Below are 17,070 nucleotides of genomic sequence, written 5' to 3'. Positions count from 1 at the left end.
AAACTGACTTTCGCGGCAACCGCAAAAACTCGCGTTGACTTTGACTGGTTTTGGGTTCCGAGTGAAATTAGAAACAGCTTACAGGACTATGGGAAGCTCAAGCGTAATTCTCGCTCCTCTTTCGACTGGGTTGATTTCGACCATTCCTCCGTGGCGCTCCGCCACTGCAGAGACGATTGACAGCCCCAATCCGCTGCCCTCTGAATACTCCAATTGAGAAAACCGATTGAATGCCGCTTCGCGTTGGTCTGGCGAAAGGCCAACACCATCATCGGTCACAGTAAGGTTGACGTATTTTCCGTCACACCGCAGCACAACTGAAATTTGGCTCAACATTGTGCCACCGTGTTTGACTGCGTTGTCCAACAGGTTCTTTAGAGCCTCAATCAGAAAGACCCGGTCGCCGAATACCTTGACCGCCGTCTCAGGTATCGTGACATCAAACTCGATACCCTTTGCGAGGATGTGAACTCCCATCTCCGCGCAGGCCTCTTCCACGACCGAGCGGAAGTCAATTTTATCCATTTGGTCTTGGTGCGTCGGCTGCCTGAGCCTTTCAAGTGATAACAGCTGTTCAGCCACCGTCGCTGAGTTTTTTGCAGCCGCCACAAGCTCTGAGATGCGTTTTTCTCGATCGACATCCGTTTTCGCGTCCTGCAGCGCTTCGGCCATCGACTGCACGGCGGCCGCTGGATTCCGCAGCTGATGTGCAGCTTCGGATATAAACACTTGATGGGCGTTGATACTTTTTTCCACCTGCCCAAAAAGCCGGTTCAGGGTTCTGACAACTCCTTGAACTTCGACTGGGACAGGGCGCTTAATCTCACTAAGGTCATCCGGTGAACGCAGGTCAATTGCGTCCTGCAAATCCAACAATGGCCTAAGGCCACGAGCAACGCCGAACCACACCACAATTGCGAGGGTGGCCAGCAGAACTCCCATGAGAATTCCTGCGCGGATTGACAGTTCATTCGCAAACGCATTGCGATCCGCCATACGTTGCCAGACGGTAACCGTCGCATCTCCGATTAGATTTTCTATGGTCACGCGTTCCGTCATCTTGAGAACGCGCACTGGTTCTTGGCGGTAGAGCGCTTCGAAAAACTGCGGTTTGTACGCCTCTTGAGCAGATGGGGTGGTGGCTGCCGGAGGGTAGGCATAGCCCGTCACGTAAATGCCGCCGGGGCCCGTAACGTGATAAAATATCTCTCCGCCCGACGCGTCGCGGATCATGCTGCGTGTCGTTGGTGACAGCGCGTCACCTCCTGAAATCGCAACATCTCGCGATATGGCCAGGCCAGCAGATAACAGGCTGTCGTCGAACAATTCCTGAGCCGTATTCTGCGCAATCATAAAGCGCCAAAGACCAAGCAGAGCGGCAATTAGCACCAAGGGGGTTAGGATAAGAATGAAAAGTCTTAACCTGAGCGAGCCGTGATTGATCACTTCTGCACCTCAAGCAGATATCCCAGACCACGGGCTGTCTTAATTCTAATACCGAGATCTTGAAGACGTTTTCTCAGCCGAGATACATGAGGCTCAACGGCCGAGGCTTCCACATCGGCACCCACGCCATAGACGTAATCGGTCAATTGGCTTTTGGGAACAATCCTGCCGCGGCGTTCTAGCAAACATTCAAGCACCGCGATTTCCCGCCGCGGAATATCCATTACTTCTCCTTGCACACTGACCTGACGTGCGGCGCGGTCGAATTCCAGACCACCGATGTTCTCCTTTGCTCCGTAGTCGAGATCTTTGCGTCGAGAAAGCGCCCGGATACGTGCTTCCAACTCGTCCATTTCAAATGGCTTAACCAGATAATCATCGGCACCCATATCCAACCCGGAAACGCGGTCGCGTGTTTCGGCACGTGCCGTGAGTAAGATCACCGGCACTCCGTCGCCACGATTGCGAAGAGACTTTAGAATCTCCAGACCAGACTGTCCGGGTAAATTGATGTCCAGAACAACTAGGTCCGCGCCCTCTTGCGCGAGATACAATTCAGCCTCATCGCCATCCACAAGCACTTCTGCTGCATGACCCCGATCCCGCAGGCGATAGGCAATGGCGTTGGCAAGGGTCTCATTATCCTCGACGATGACGATCCGCATTCGTGCTCCTGCAAGTTTCGCGCAAGGTTGGCGCTCCATGATTGCCAGATGGGAGGGGGAATCAACCCCACAGTTCTATTTGCGATCTCGGTGGCGCAGAGGGCGCTAGCGTGGTTGTCTGGTCAACAGGGAGGAACCAATGACCATTTCCTATTTCACCCGTCGCGCCGTCGTGGGGCTGATCGCCGCCGCCGGTATCGCCGCACCTGCCGCTGCCGAGGTCGATTTCTCGGGCAAGACCGTTGAATGGGTGATCCCGTTCTCGGAAACGGGGGGGTCTGCAAAGTGGGCCAACTTCTTTGCGCCGCTTCTGTCGGAAGCTCTACCGGGTCAACCTACAGTGGTCGTAAAATTTATGCCGGGCGCTGGTTCAACCAAAGGCGCAAACTGGTTCCAGGAGCAGAGCCATGATGATGGAACGCTGCTGTTTGGCACCTCCGGTTCAACTCAATTCCCGTATCTGCTGAGCGATCCCCGCGTGCGCTATGAATATAACGACTGGATTCCAGTTATGGCGTCGGGAACCGGCGGTGTTGCCTATCTGAACGCCGAAGACGGAGCAAAGTTTGATGGCTCCGCGAACGCGCTAAAAGACACCAACTTCATTTACGGTTCACAGGGCGCGACACGCCTTGACCTTGTGCCGCTGCTGGCATGGCAAATGCTGGGCATGAATGTTGAACCTGTTTTTGGCATCAAAGGCCGTGGCGATGGTCGTCTGATGTTCGAGCGCGGTGAAGCCAACATCGATTATCAGACCTCGTCCGGCTATCTGGGTGGATCGGCCCCGCTGGTTGAATCCGGTCAGGCTGTGCCGATGATGACTTGGGGGGCGCTGGATGCGGATGGTAATATCGTCCGTGACCCGACCTTCCCGGATATCCCGACATTTAAGGAAGTATGTGAAGCCACCGATGGCTGTGAAACCAGCGGTGAGGCATGGGATGCGTGGAAAGCATTCTTTGTAGCCGGCTTCCCGGTTCAGAAGCTGGCGTTCCTGCCGGGTGATACACCTCAGGAAGTGGTCGACGCATACACAGCAGCGTTCCAGGCTGTAACCGAGCGCAGCGATTTTGCCGACATCTCCTCGAAGCGCGTGGGCAAATACCCGGTGTTCGTAGGTGACGGCTCTAAAGCGGCGCTGCAAACCGCGACAAACGTCGACGACAACGCCAAAGCCTACGTTCTGAATTGGCTCAAAGAAGCCTACGGTGTCGAGTTGAATTAAGCCTAGACACCACTGCGCGTGCCCTAATGTCGGGCACGCGCTTTTCCAATCACAAGACAATTTATGAAAGGCGGCCGTTATGGAGGTTTTCGCCACCGCTGTTCCCGCGCTCAGTGACGCGTGGGGTCTGATCCTGCAACCTATTGTTCTGGGGTATCTTGTTCTCGGCGTCGTTATGGGACTGGCCGTAGGTGTTTTCCCAGGGCTTGGCGGTATTGCAGGTCTGTCCTTATTGCTGCCTTTCATGTTCGGCATGGACCCTATCCTTGGGTTGGCGCTGATGATCGGGATGGTTGCCGTTGTTCCGACTTCTGACACCTTCGCATCAGTTCTTATGGGCATCCCCGGTAGCTCTGCCTCGCAGGCCACGGTGCTGGACGGCTTCCCGATGGCGAAAAAGGGTGAGGCCGCGCGGGCATTGTCAGCGGCCTTTGCCTCATCGCTGTTTGGCGGTTTGGTCGGCGCAACTTTTCTGACCATGTTCATCTTGGTCGCGCGGCCCATCGTTCTAGCATTCGGTCTGCCCGAGATGCTGATGATCACCATTCTTGGTTTGTCGATGGTAGCCATTCTCGCCGGACGTATCCCGCTGAAGGGTGTCGCCGCCGCAGGGCTGGGCTTGATGGTCGGTACGATTGGCGAGGCGGACGCTGGCGGTTCGCTGCGCATGGCGACTTATGACATTCCTTACCTGACCGATGGTCTGAAGTTGGTCATCGTTGGTTTGGGTATCTTTGCGATACCCGAAATCGTCTCGCTGTTGCGACAAGACCGGTCGATTGCCAAGGGAGCCTCGCTGGGAGCTGGTTGGCTGGATGGCGTCAAAGACTGGGCTGCGAACATCTGGTTGTCGGTCCGCTGTTCGATCATTGGCGTGGTTGTAGGTGTCATTCCCGGGCTTGGTGGCTCGGTTGTTGACTGGATTGCCTATGGTCATTCGGTTCAGTCGACCAAAGACAAAAGCAACTTCGGCAAGGGCGAAGTGCGTGGCGTCATTGGGCCGGAAAGCTCGAACAACGCCAAAGAGGGCGGGGGGCTCGTCCCAACGCTACTGTTTGGTATCCCCGGCTCGGGTTCGATGGCGATCTTTATCGGCGCTGTTGCACTGTTGGGATCCGGCGATATCGAGGTTGGTCCTAGCATGCTCAAGGATAATCTCGACATCACCTATTCGATTGTCTGGCTGCTGGCTCTCGCCAACGTGGTGGGCACCATCCTGTGTATTGCAGCCTCGGGTGGGATCGCCAAGCTGACGACAATTCGTTTCACCTATCTGGCGCCGTTTCTGTTCATGCTGATCAGCTTTGCGGCTTTCCAGTCCGGCCAAAACTTCGAAGACCTTCTGGCCCTGTTTGTCATCGGCCTGATCGGCATTTTCCTGCGCCGTTTCGACTGGTCGCGCCCGGCCTTTCTGATTGGGTTCGTGCTGTCGAACCCGGTAGAGAAATTCACCAACCAGGCGTTCCAGATTGCCTCTTTCCGCTTCCGCAAAAGCTTTGGCGAAGGCATGGAGTACGTCTTCAGCCCGATCGTTATTGTACTGATAGTGGTCACGGTAGTTTCGGTCATTCTAGGCATTCGTCAAGCCAAGATGATCATGGCCGAAGGTGAGGTCAAATCCGGCAGTAAGCGCGCGCCGCTGATCTTCCTGTTGGTGATCATGGCCTATCTGATCGTAGCGTTGGTCAATGCCAACATGATCCCTGACTACAACATGACCGACAAAATCATCCCGCTCGTGATTGGCAGCGTGTCGCTGTTCTGCTGCGTCATTCTGTTGATCCAGATGATGCGGCGACCCGAGGGGGACGCGATCTTTGCTGACAAGGAACTCGCCGGTGAGGATGCGAGCGCGCCACATGGACTATGGTCAACGCTCGCGTGGTTTGCAGGTCTGATCGCGGCCACTTGGGTTGTGGGGTTCATCCTCGCCTTGATTGGGTTCCTGATCGCATTCTTCCGCATTCGCGCCGGGTCAAGCTGGCAGATGACGCTTCTCCTGACGGCCTGCGGCATCGGTTTCATGTGCTTCATGGCTGGCGCTTTGAACCGGGATTTCCCGCCGGGCTTGTTGCAGGGCATGGTGAACCTGCCATGGCCACTCAAGTAGGCGCTCCACGGTTGCCCGGCCTGCCAATCTGGCGGGCCGGGCAGCGCTGAAATCAGAAATTTCAACGGTTTGTAAAGGAGGGTTCGCAATGACCCAGACAGCAATCCCATATGTTTTCATGCGCGGCGGCACTTCCCGAGGGCCTTATTTTCGGCGCTCTGATCTGCCTGAAGACAGGGGCACGCTGGCTGATGTGCTGGTCGCTGCCCTCGGGGCCGGACAAGCGCTCAATATCGACGGGATCGGTGGTGGTAACGCAGTGACGACCAAAGTGGCGATGCTTTCAGTCAGCGAGGACGAATGGGCCGATATCGACTATTTCTTCGCGCAGGTTTCTGTTGATGAGAAGCTGGTCGATTTTAAACCCACCTGCGGAAACATCCTCTCAGGAGTTGGTCCAGCTGCGATCGAAATGGGAATGCTTCAGCCCAACGGCGATGAGACCGAAATCCGCATTCGCGCCGTCAATACAGGCGCTCGTGTCGTTGCCAAAGTGCAGACCCCAGGCGGAGAGTTGGTCTACGAGGGCGATGCGGAAATCGCGGGGGTTCCCGGTCATTCTGCACCCGTGCAACTGAACTTTATGGGCGTTGTGGGCTCGGCGACAGGTTCATTTCTACCCACAGGAAACTTGCGCGATACAGTGCAGGGGATCGAGCTGACTTGCATAGATGTCGCTATGCCGATGGCCATAGCCCGGGCAGCGGATTTCGGACTGACAGGGTATGAAAGCGCCGAAGAGCTGAATGCCAACCGGGTTTTCTTCGACCGGATGGAGGCAGTGCGGATCGAAGCCGGGGAACTGATGGGTATGGGGGACGTATCGAAATCGGTAACTCCTAAATTCGGCCTGATGGCACCTGCAAGAGAGGGTGGTACCCTTGCAGTTCGGTATTTCATGCCATGGAAAACTCACCCGACAATGGCCGTTACGGGTGCGCAATGCATGGCATCTTGCGCTTTGACGCCCGGAACCGTCGCAGACGGGTTGCTTGATCGCCCGGATTCAAGCCCGGCTGAAGTTGTGTTGGAGCACGCCTCGGGCAAGATCGACGTTCTGGTGGACTTCTCGAACGATGGGGAGTTCAACGTAATTTCTGCCGGTCTGGTGAGGACTGCGCGTAAATTGGCGGATGGGCATGTATATGTGCCGGAATCTGAGTGGAACGGCAGTTGAAATGGCAATTCTCATTAGGCATACTATGGTATACATTATTGGGATATCACGATGGACGGCTATTCCGAATGCCTTGATATCGGGCGTCAGGAACTCTGGCTGGCGCAGGCGGCGGTCTTGTCAGAAGAACATTGCTTGAGCGGGGCAGGGCGGTTGCGTAGCTTTTGCATATGACCAAACCTGCCTCTTTCAAATACTTTAAGACCAGTCCCGAGATCTTCCGCCTTGCTTTGATGCTGTACATCCGTTTCCCGCTCTCGCTTCGGAATGTCGAAGATCTGCTTCATGAGCGAGGCATCGATGTAAGCCACGAAACTGTCCGGTACTGGTGGAACAGGTTCGGTCCGATGTTTGCATCAGAGATAAGGCGGAAGCGAGTCCAGCAACTGCGGGCATTTTCGAAATGGAAGTGGCACGTGGACGAAGTTTTTGTGAAGGTGAATGGCAAGAGACACTACCTCTGGCGGGCCGTCGATCAAGAAGGCGAGGTACTGGAAGCCGTTGTCACCAAACGTCGAAACAAAGCTGCAGCACTGAAATTCCTTAAGAAATTGATGAAGCGGCACGGCAAAGCGGAAACCGTCGTCACGGATCGCTTCGCCTCATACAGAGCCGCGCTCAGAGAGCTGGGCGCGCTCGAAACACAAAAGACGGGCAGGTGGCTCAACAACCGCGCTGAGAATTCGCACCTGCCTTTCAGACGAAGAGAACGCGCCATGCAACGTTTCAGGAGAATGCGAAGTTTGCAGAAATTCGCCTCCGTCCATTCCTCCGTCTACAACCACTTCAACCAGAAAAGACCGCTAACCAGCCGAGACACCTTCAAGCTGACGCGCACCGCTGCTCTTGCCGAGTGGCGCTGTCTTTGCGCCGAATAAAGGGCAGCTCTACTGGCCTAGCTGAGACTGGTTCGAATTTGTCTGACAGCACCTTCTCAATAGCCAGAAACGGACAGTTGCGCGAGCTTTGGCTATGGCGGCTGGACTCATCTTCCAAACTAAAAGCAGTAAAATCCATCTATTTCCCACATTCATCTAATTACTGCTATATATGAATTCTTTAATCGACGAGGACACGATGAACTCACTTACCAGAATAACAAGAGGGATAGGCGTCGCTTTCAAAGACGGTAGAGTGAAAGGCATTCTTGCTTTCACAATTGGAATGATTTTATGGGCCTCGATCTTTTACCACTTTGTCGAAGGTTGGAGTTGGCTCGACTCAATCTACTTTTCTGTGGTGACAATTTCGACCGTGGGGTTTGGTGACTTCTCACCTGAAACCGCGGCAGGGAAAATCTTCACAATGGTATACATCATTGTAGGTCTCGGTGTCTTCGTGACCGCGGCGACCACAGTTGCAGATACAATCTTGTCCCAAGACGACAAAAAAGCCGACAAATAGATTATCCCAATTTGGCCAAATCGAGTTCATGCCCAGGCATTGGTTTGACTGGGCCTCTCAAGCCGTGGCCCGGATTCATTTGTATCTTCAAGCTAATAGATGATCACTAAAATTCAAAAAAATATACATATTATGTTTTTTGAGTGTAACATTCGAAAAGCATATGGAGGGATGGAATGGAAAAGACACAGGACGCAAAGATTGTCGATCTAGCGATACGATTGCTCTTTCTCGGACTATTCCTCTACAGCGCCCTGGTCATGGTGGCCCCGCTTGCGAGCGTGGTTATCTGGGCAACGATCCTCTGTGTGGCGCTTTACCCGGCATTTGATTGGCTTCAGTCTAAACTGGGAGGACGGAAAAAACTTGCCACGACGATCTTGGTTTTGTTGGGCCTTGTTCTGACCCTCGGACCAGTCGCTACCGCGGTGTCCGGTGCCGCAGAACTTGGGTCTGAATTCGCGGAACAAGCAGACAAAGGTGAGTTGAAGGTCCCACCTGCGCCCGAGGGTCTCAAGGAATTGCCTTTGGTCGGAGACAAAATTGCCGAAGTCTGGGGAATGTTTGAGCGCAATCTTGACGGCGCGCTTGCGAAATATGGCACACAAATCCTTGAGATCACCAAATCGCTCTTCGGAAAGGTGCTGGGCATCGGAATCGGGCTGCTTGGCTTAGCTCTGTCCGTATTGATTATGGGGGCTTTGTTCAGCCCCGGGCCAAGTTTGGTCCAGGGCCTTCAGCGCTTTGCCAACCGTGTCTTCGCACCACGCGGCGGTGAATTCGTAACGCTTGCAGGCGCAACGATCCGGAACGTGACAAAGGGCGTGATCGGCGTGGCAGCCATTCAGGCTGTCTTCGTTTGGATACTGTTGGCTTTGTTCGGGATTTCTTCGGCCGCCACTCTGGCATTCATCTGCCTGATACTCTCGATTATCCAAATCGGGCCTGGATTGGTTCTAATACCGGTAATTATCTACGCATGGAGTTCCATGTCCGGCGGAACTGCTTTGGTTTTCACCGTATTGGCCGTTCCCGTCATGATAATGGACAGTTTCCTAAGGCCCGTGTTCATTTCAAAAGGCCTTGAGACACCCATGTTGGTCATCCTCATCGGTGTTCTCGGAGGTATGATGGCGTATGGTTTGATCGGTGTCTTTATGGGGCCGGTTCTCTTTGCTGTCTTCTATGAGCTCTTCAAGGTTTGGATTGATGTCTCGCCCGAAGCCGAGGGCGCTGCAGAAGGTGCAGCGAAATGAGGAAGACGATTTGGACCACCCTGGCTGTCATTCTGATTTTTCTTGTTTGGTACCTGGTCGCTGATCGGAAAACGCCATTTACCGGTAACGCCAGAGTAAAAGCTGTGGCCACCCAAATCGTGCCTCAGGTGACCGGAACGGTAACGGAAGTCTTGGTAGAAAACGGCCAAGTCGTTTCGGCAGGTGATGTTCTGGTTCGAATAGATTCGAGGCCCTACGAAATTGAGCGTTCAAAGGCGGAAGCTGATCTCGAAGCGGCGACCCAAGAGGTGGGTGCGTCTTCGGCAGAGGTAAGTGCAGCACAAGCCAAACTCGCAAGGGCCCAGAGCGATCTGGACACAATGCGCATTCAGACGGAACGTGTGTTTGCGCTTGAAAAGAAAGGGTTGATTGCCGTCTCAAAGGCCGATGACGCACGAGGACAACTGGCAGAATCTGAGGCAAACTTTGAGAACGCACAAGCTGATCTGGAAAAAGCAAAGCAAAGGCTTGGTGACGATGGGATTGATAACCCGAAAATCCAGCGCGCATTGGCGGCCTTGGCGGATGCGGAACTGAACCTTGAATGGACCGAACTGCGTGCCCCGGCGACAGGCGTCATCTCTAATCTGCTGATAGCCCCCGGAACGTATGCGCGATCCGGCCAGGATCTTTTGACGTTTCTGGATGCAACTGACGTCTGGATCGAAGCGTATTTTACAGAGAACAACCTGGGAAGAGCTTCAATAGGGTCTCCGGTTGATGTGGTGTTGGATATGCATCCAGGTAAGATTGTTCCGGGCGTCATTGAGAGCTTTAGTGCTGCTGTTTCTTTGAGTGGCGGTGATGAGCCGGGGCAATTGGCGAGCCCGCCAAGCACCAAGGGATTTTTGCGGGAGCCGGAAAGGTTCCCAGTCAGGATTGTTTTACCCGGCTATGAAGCTGGAAGTGCCGAAGATGATCTTCGCTTTCAGTTAAACGGGCAGGCCGATGTGATCATGTATCTAAGTGACAACTCGTTGCTGAATCTCGTAGGCCGCACCTACATCCGCGTGGTTTCAATACTGTCCTATGCGTACTGAGGACCAACGCTCTGTCGCCCGGCTTGCGGTGGGTGTTACCGGCGTCTTTTCCTTGGGCTTGTTTCTTGGCTGGCCACTTGCCGTCGTTGGGGCGGTGTTCACCGCACTGTTTTTGCAGGCGCCAGCCGCATTGCCTCTGGCAGCATTTGCTAAGCTGTTTGTTTTTTCGATTGGATTGATGTTCATTTCGTTCCTGGTGTCGTCAATCTTCTCACCATATCCTCTTGTTTTTCTTATTCTGGTGGCCATTGGAATAATCCTGTCTTTCATGTGGTCGGTTTCCGGAGCCGGAGTTTTACCGGGTGTCATTGCCCTGATGGGTGCACTGATGATCCCGAACTTGGTTTTGCAATCACAGGATCTGGCCTTGGTGCTCGTGTATTGGATACCTTTGAACCTGCTGTTTGCAGGCTTTGTATCGACACTAATGTTCGTGTTGATACCCGCTGAACCTCAAACGCCCGCTCAAAAGAAGGCCGCATCGTCGCCGAACTTCGACCCACATCGCCGAATAGTCAGGATGTCGCTTGTAACAGTGCCGTTTGCCTTGGCGTTTTTTGTTTCCGGCGCATCTGCACTACTGGTTCTGTTTTTTGTCGCTCTGCTGAGCCAGCAGCTTGCGGCAATGCCCGCTGCAGGCAAAACAGTTGCAAAAGCTATGCTGACGGCAAACCTTCTTGGGGCGGCTGTATCCATCATTTGTTATGAAATAAACGTAATAGCTCCTGTAATTCTAACCCCCATTATGCTGTGTTTTTTCTTTTGCCTAACACTCGGAGCACTTGGAAAGTCAAAAGTCCCGCTCGCCGCCGCCGCCGGCTCCGCTATTACAACGGCTCTGATTGTATACGGCGGGTCGGTTGCACCGTTTTCAGACGAGGCTGACGTCAAGAGCATCACTCGAGTTTTGCAAGTTGCCAGCGCCGCCTTCTTTGTAATCATCGCATATGTCGTGGTGGATGAATTCTGGCCGGAAAAAGAGCGGCGGACATCTCAATGAAGTTAGTTGCGATGTGGCGTGGTTCTGAAAGATTGAGTTTCCAGTGTGACCACATTTATTGATTTTTTTAATCCGAAAGAAGTCAGCTTTGTCCCGCGACTTTATCCTCGCCCTCTGGGTGCTCGCCGCACTACGAACGAATGGCAGGTTTTCCGCTGCATAGCAGCGTCGAGGGCCACGCAGGCGTAGCAATTTTCCCGCTGCGTGCGCGCGCAGCACAAAATCACTATGAGTGCCTTGGATTCTTTGCGGACAAACCAGTCTTTCGCCGCATCCGCACCAAAGTCCGTTTCTGGTTCTTGGGCCATTGCTTCACAATAAAAAATATTGAAAATTCCTCTTGAGAGTAGAGGGTTGAGCGTGACAGAAATTGCAATTCGGCTGGCCAGCAATGGAGAAGACATTGAAGCCGCTCGTGCGCTATGCCGCGAATGGTTGGATTGGCACTGGGAAAACTATCCAACTGATTGGCCTCGGGGTGACGACCATCCGATGGACCCTGTCAGCTTTGAGGCGATCCTGAAGAATTTGCCAAAACTGCACGAACGGCCACTTGGCGGCATTCTGATTGCGTCAGTTGATAGCAAACCTATGGGGTGCGTCATGTATAGTGAAGCTAGTCTAGGAACCGCTGAATTTAACCGAATGTTCGTAAGTCCTGCTGGTCGCGGCCATCACCTTGGTCGAAAGCTTCTAGAGCACATGTTCGAGCAGATGGCCGCTGACGGCTACACCCGGGTTTTCTACTCATCCGCAACGTTTTTGACGCATGCGCGCGCAATGTATGAGAAGGCTGGTTTCGTCCCAATGCCACATCCAGAGGGCTTTCCCCATTCTTGGCGCGACAAAGTCTATTTTATGGAAAAATCTCTCACCTAGGTATCGTCTATCGCTCGGTAAAGTCCATCCAAAGCTGCCGTTAAGTCGAAATGCAGAATTAGTGGATTGGGCTCGGCGCGGTCATTCGCTAAATAGCGGCGAGTGTCTGCCTTGCAGAACAGAGCAACCGCAACCGAGGCAAATGGCTCACTTTTCAAGCTTGTGCTTCGTCCGCACCATGGCGCTACGTTTGTTCCCATACAGCGTCTGGCAAAAAGTTCCAAACGAACCAACCAGAGAATTCTCTGGCGCATCTATGCGCGAAGAGTACGAAGTCATCGCCGTCAATCTCGCTAATCGACATGGATTTTCGGGTCGCAAGCGCGTGATCTGTCGACACAATCAGATATGGATATCTCGTTTCGGATAAAGATGTCGAAAACTTGCGACACAACCTTTGGTCTGAGGGGTTTTAAATTGGCCAGCGTATACGGTGGTGACTTACCTTTTTGCGCTTGTCATCAAACTGATTCCGAACCGTCACAAAACCGCAATGAACCACGGCCATGCCACTCTCATCCAAGCGAGAGAGGATACCAAACGATGTCATTGCGCTTTGCCTGCCTGACATCTGCCTTTGCCCTGACAACCGGTCAGGCCGTGGCAGAGATGAATTTCAACCGAATTGCGTCTTTCCCCGTAGTCAAGAACATGGCCGAGGGGGCCGATACCACCCGCGAGACGTCGCCCGAGATCATCGCAGCAACTGCGGACGGTATGGTGCTGGTCTACACCGACAGCCCGCTGGGCGTGATCGGCATGGTCGACATCACTGACCCGGCAAACCCGGCTCCTCTGGGAGCGATGAAAGTGGGTGGCGAGCCGACCTCAGTTGGTATTGTTGACACGACGGCCTTTGTGGGCGTGAACACCTCGGAGAGCTACACTGCCCCTTCGGGCAAGCTGATCTCAGTCGATATTTCGGGCAAGGCGGCGACTGGTGCCTGTGATCTGGGCGGTCAGCCCGACAGTGTCGCCATTGCCCCCGATGGTAGCTTTGTTGCCGTAGCGATTGAAAATGAGCGCGACGAAGACCTGAATGACGGCATCATCCCGCAACTGCCGGCTGGTTCGTTGGCGCTGGTGCCGCTGAAAGACGGCGCGCTGGATTGCGCAGGCATGAAGATAGCCTCGCTGACCGGTTTGGCCGAGGTTGCCCCGACCGATCCCGAGCCTGAGTTCGTTGACATCAATGGCCTTGGCGAAACCGTCGTCACCTTACAAGAAAACAACCACATTGCGGTTGTCGACAAAGGCGGCAACGTGGTCAGCCATTTCTCGGCAGGTAGCGTGGATCTAGAGGGTATCGACGCCACCGACGAGCGTGGCGCGCTGATCTTCACCGAAAGCCAGCCGGGCCGCCTGCGCGAGCCGGACGCGGTGAAGTGGATCGACGACAGTCACTTCGCCATCGCCAACGAAGGCGACTATGAGGGCGGTTCGCGTGGCTGGACGATCTTCCACAAGGACGGCACGGTCGTTTACGAAAATGGCACCGAGTTCGAGAAAGCTATCATCCAGATCGGCCACTACCCCGACAAACGCTCGGACAGCAAAGGCGTTGAGCCCGAAAGCGTGACCGCAGCCACTTTCGGCGGTGCACCGATGATCTTTGTGGGCGCCGAGCGCGCCTCGGTCGTGGGTGTCTATGACGCGACCGACCCGGCCAACCCGGTGCTTAAACAGTTGCTGCCTTCGGGTGTTGGCCCGGAAGGCTATGTTGCCATTCCCGAGCGCAACCTGCTGATCTCGGCCAACGAAAAAGACCTGATCAAAGATGGCGGCCCGCGTGCGCATGTCAGCATCTTCGAATATCAAGACGCCCGCGCCAACTATCCGCATCTGACCTCGGAAGGCACTGATGAGCTGATTGGGTGGGGAGCGCTCTCCGGTTTGGTCGCCGACGAAAACGGCATGATTTATGCGGTCAATGATAGTTTCTACGGCTTCCAGCCCTCGATCTTCAAGATTGACCCCAGCCAGCAGCCCGCCCGCATCGTGGACGTAATCCGCATCCACCGTCAGGACGGCAATCCCGCACAAAAGCTGGACCTGGAAGGCATCACGCTGGATGGCGAAGGCGGGTTCTACGTCGCCTCTGAAGGCCGCACCGACCGGGTCATCCCGCACGCGATTTATCACGTCTCGGCCGATGGTTTGATTAAGGACCGCAAAGGCGAAATCGGCCTGCCGCCCGAGCTGATGGCTGTTGAGAAGCGCTTTGGCTTTGAGGGCATCACCAGGGTTGATGACACCCTTTGGATGGCCGTCCAGCGCGAGTGGAAGGACGATCCGGAAAACCACGTGAAACTGGTAGCCTACAATCTGGAGACCCAAGAATGGGGTGCGGTTCTCTATCCCAAGGCCGATCCTGAAACCGGCTGGGTTGGTCTGTCGGAAATCGTAGCCTTCGGCGACCATGTCTATGTGATCGAGCGCGACAACCAGCACGGCCACCGCGCAGTGACCAAAAAGGTCTATCGCATCCCGCTGTCCGAGATGACGCCTGTGCCGCTGGGTGGTGAACTCCCCGTCGTAAGCAAGCAAGAGGTCCGCGACCTGCTGCCCGATCTGACCTCAACCGGTGGCTATGTGCTGGACAAGATCGAAGGTCTGGCCATCCTGCCCTCTGGCGAGGCGTTTGTGATGACCGACAATGACGGCGTCGACGACGCATCAGGCGAGACGATGTTCTGGTCGATCGGTTCGGTTTCGGCTGGGAACTAGGTTAAAAATCAGATATTGAAGAGCCCCGCGCAGAGACTGCGTGGGGCTTTTGCATCCAAAGCCAGTTTTGGCCTTATTAGAATCCTTCCGCATCGGGCTCTGTTGTAAACTTTTGACAGTTGAAGGTCACCTGGTGACCTGGGCCCGTGAATCACCAAACCAGACTTTCACTTTGGGGGCAAAGCTCGCCTCCAACGAATACATTCGATACAGTATGAGCCATTCACAGCCTTGCATCCGTCTTAAATTTGAGAGCTTATTGGACTTTATTTGTTTTCAGGTCATGGCGTTATCGTCGGCGTAAGCCGGTTGTAAATTCGATCCTGAATGTCTGCTTGTCGGGCCTGCGATAAATTCTGCTGAAACTGCGGCAAAGGTCTGCTTGCTGCCCTCTTCGATGAACGCTGCGGCCGCTGCTATGTCCGCTTTGCGCTGGATGCAGACATTCAGCTAATTCCGCTCGACGTCCGCTACGCGGACAAAGCAGTCGTTCATTATTTGTTGCAGAAAACCGAAATGACTAACTTAAGATCAAATAAATCGTTCATTTGGATCGATTGATTGAGCTACTTTTATCGACCGGTGGTGCGAACTCTGGAAGCGTAAAGACCTGTGTTGTTTGTGACATACCTGCTAACTGGTGTTGTCCCAAGGGCTCAAGCCGCGTTGCAACATCCGCTGCGAATTCCGAGGACATTACCAAAGGTGTTTTTAGAGACTTACACAGTCCCTCAAGCCGATTGACTTGGTTTACCGCCGGGCCAATCGTGGTGAAATCCAGCCTACGTTCCGTGCCGACGTTTCCATACATTACGGAACCCCGATGTAAGGCAATTCCAAATTCAATTCTGCCGCCGTGCTTTTGCCAGGTGATGTTTTTTTCCCTCGCGCGAGCTAAGCTCTCCAACACTGAAGACAATGCAGCGCGGCTCATGTCGACTGCCGGCCTCGACTTTTCGTCCACTGGGAAGATTGCCATAACCGCGTCGCCGATAAATTTAAGGATTTCACCGCCGTGATCTTCTACTGCTCCGGCCGTGCAATCGAAATAGTCGTTAATTAACGCAAGATATCTATTCAATGGCATGTCTTCTGCCATCCGACTGGAGTTTCTAAGGTCGCAATAAAACAAAATACAGTCGATTGCCCCTCCATCGCCGCGCTCGATTACGCCTTCAAGGACACGGTTTCCAGAGTAGCTTCCTAGATAGGCATCCATGAGACCTTGCGCAAGAATGCGCGATTGAGCGTTTTTTATAACCAGCGCAAGGGCAGGCATGAGTGCTCGGATATAGTTGATTTCAGAGTCGCTAAATCCGCCTATACGTCGTGTAGAAACCGACATCATAACGCCCTCCATTCCGAGCGGAAAATCCGACCAGCGGCTAGCGTCATCGCGATGATAGCTTTCAAATTGAACCAGGTAATCCGTTGCACCATCTGAACGAAGGTCTTCCAGGATCGGAAAACTGGTCTCGACCGACCCATCCTCCAATTTGTAACGCCTATAGGAACCGCCGTTATGCGCCAAATCGAAAAAAGGTGTATTGCGGAATCCAGGTGTCGCAAGCTGGTCTCTGGGCGTTAGTTCGACCTTGGCTTGGTCGTCGCGGACCGTCCAAAGCACATTCAAGGCGCCAAAAATTGGGTGCAGGACCATGCCCCCGACGTTGATCCGAGCTACAGGGACACCAGCGGAAACCAGACGGTTGCCAAAGCCTTGCACTACATCCTCGGCCTTAGTATCGCGAAGACCGCACCCCATCAGCCAAGCAGCAACGCTATCTAAAAGTGGAGACCTGCTGAACTCAATCATACTGAGACATTTTCTTGCCTAATAAAGCGTATTGAACCAGCTCGGTACTGAGACCTTAGACCGATTTGACACAATGAGCGCAGGGAGCCTTGTACCGAGTGTTCAGTCCTTTTGTATCACAGCACTGCTATTGTCTCCTAGCTTGGTGCGCTAAATAACCAGTTTCACCCCTCTACTCAAAGGTCGGCTACGGGCTCAGACCAGCCCAATGCACCCGCAGCGTTTCCCGAAGAACAAGCAATCGGACAACGGCCATTCAAACCAACAGTAAAATTCAGGTATCAGCGCGGTGATGATGTCG

At 54.0% G+C, this 17,070-nt stretch carries 14 protein-coding genes; 10 read left to right on the top strand and 4 right to left on the bottom strand.

Annotation, left to right across the window (positions count from 1 at the left end):
• Positions 1-78: 78 nt before the first annotated feature.
• The gene (locus ACR0DT_RS05825) at positions 79-1,389 is read right to left on the bottom strand and encodes a sensor histidine kinase (RefSeq protein ID WP_480710273.1); all 1,311 of its coding nucleotides are present in this window, start codon (positions 1,387-1,389) and stop codon (positions 79-81) included.
• A 53-nt stretch (positions 1,390-1,442) separates the two neighbouring features.
• Positions 1,443-2,111, bottom strand: a complete 669-nt coding sequence (locus ACR0DT_RS05820; protein WP_480709847.1) for a response regulator transcription factor — start codon at positions 2,109-2,111, stop codon at positions 1,443-1,445.
• Between the two features lie 139 nt (positions 2,112-2,250).
• Between ACR0DT_RS05820 and ACR0DT_RS05815 the strand changes: the two genes are divergently transcribed.
• The 3 genes from ACR0DT_RS05815 (at position 2,251) to ACR0DT_RS05805 (ending at position 6,626) form a co-directional block, all read left to right on the top strand.
• The gene (locus tag ACR0DT_RS05815; RefSeq protein ID WP_480709846.1) at positions 2,251-3,339 is read left to right on the top strand and encodes a tricarboxylate transporter; all 1,089 of its coding nucleotides are present in this window, start codon (positions 2,251-2,253) and stop codon (positions 3,337-3,339) included.
• Positions 3,340-3,418: 79 nt separating this feature from the next.
• Complete coding sequence (locus ACR0DT_RS05810; protein WP_480709845.1) at positions 3,419-5,449, top strand: tripartite tricarboxylate transporter permease; 2,031 nt, start codon at positions 3,419-3,421, stop codon at positions 5,447-5,449.
• An 88-nt stretch (positions 5,450-5,537) separates the two neighbouring features.
• Positions 5,538-6,626, top strand: a complete 1,089-nt coding sequence (locus ACR0DT_RS05805) for a 4-oxalomesaconate tautomerase (RefSeq protein WP_480709844.1) — start codon at positions 5,538-5,540, stop codon at positions 6,624-6,626.
• Between the two features lie 86 nt (positions 6,627-6,712).
• Here ACR0DT_RS05805 and ACR0DT_RS05800 read toward each other — a convergent pair whose 3' ends face one another.
• Complete coding sequence (locus tag ACR0DT_RS05800) at positions 6,713-6,937, bottom strand: hypothetical protein (RefSeq protein WP_480710289.1); 225 nt, start codon at positions 6,935-6,937, stop codon at positions 6,713-6,715.
• On the opposite strand from ACR0DT_RS05800, the gene ACR0DT_RS05795 reads away from it, so the two are divergent.
• The 7 genes from ACR0DT_RS05795 (at position 6,860) to ACR0DT_RS05765 (ending at position 14,953) form a co-directional block, all read left to right on the top strand.
• Positions 6,860-7,504 (top strand): IS6 family transposase, encoded by a 645-nt coding sequence (locus ACR0DT_RS05795; protein WP_480710272.1) that lies wholly within the window; start codon positions 6,860-6,862, stop codon positions 7,502-7,504. The two genes, ACR0DT_RS05800 and ACR0DT_RS05795, sit on opposite strands and share 78 nt — an antisense overlap.
• Before the next feature lie 199 nt (positions 7,505-7,703).
• Entirely contained in the window at positions 7,704-8,030 is a 327-nt protein-coding gene (locus tag ACR0DT_RS05790; RefSeq protein ID WP_480709843.1) for a potassium channel family protein, read from the top strand.
• A 176-nt stretch (positions 8,031-8,206) separates the two neighbouring features.
• The gene (locus tag ACR0DT_RS05785) at positions 8,207-9,286 is read left to right on the top strand and encodes an AI-2E family transporter (RefSeq protein WP_480709842.1); all 1,080 of its coding nucleotides are present in this window, start codon (positions 8,207-8,209) and stop codon (positions 9,284-9,286) included.
• Between the two features lie 104 nt (positions 9,287-9,390).
• Positions 9,391-10,347, top strand: a complete 957-nt coding sequence (locus ACR0DT_RS05780) for an HlyD family secretion protein (RefSeq protein WP_480709841.1) — start codon at positions 9,391-9,393, stop codon at positions 10,345-10,347.
• On the top strand, positions 10,337-11,347 hold the full coding sequence (locus tag ACR0DT_RS05775; RefSeq protein WP_480709840.1) for a DUF2955 domain-containing protein: 1,011 nt from the start codon (positions 10,337-10,339) through the stop codon (positions 11,345-11,347). The genes ACR0DT_RS05780 and ACR0DT_RS05775 overlap by 11 nt, the downstream gene beginning before the upstream one ends.
• Before the next feature lie 360 nt (positions 11,348-11,707).
• Positions 11,708-12,226, top strand: a complete 519-nt coding sequence (locus ACR0DT_RS05770) for a GNAT family N-acetyltransferase (RefSeq protein WP_480709839.1) — start codon at positions 11,708-11,710, stop codon at positions 12,224-12,226.
• 543 nt (positions 12,227-12,769) lie between these two features.
• Positions 12,770-14,953, top strand: coding sequence for an esterase-like activity of phytase family protein (locus ACR0DT_RS05765; RefSeq protein ID WP_480709838.1), 2,184 nt, complete (start codon positions 12,770-12,772; stop codon positions 14,951-14,953).
• A 544-nt stretch (positions 14,954-15,497) separates the two neighbouring features.
• On the opposite strand, the gene ACR0DT_RS05760 is transcribed toward ACR0DT_RS05765, so the two are convergent.
• A complete protein-coding gene (locus ACR0DT_RS05760) occupies positions 15,498-16,769 on the bottom strand; it encodes an adenylate/guanylate cyclase domain-containing protein (protein ID WP_480709837.1) in 1,272 nt (423 codons plus the stop codon).
• Positions 16,770-17,070 lie beyond the last annotated feature (301 nt).

It is taken from the genome of Ruegeria sp. BI11 (assembly GCF_056538005.1).
Note: the sequence above shows the minus strand (reverse complement) of the source record. Positions and strands in the feature narration are given on the sequence as shown.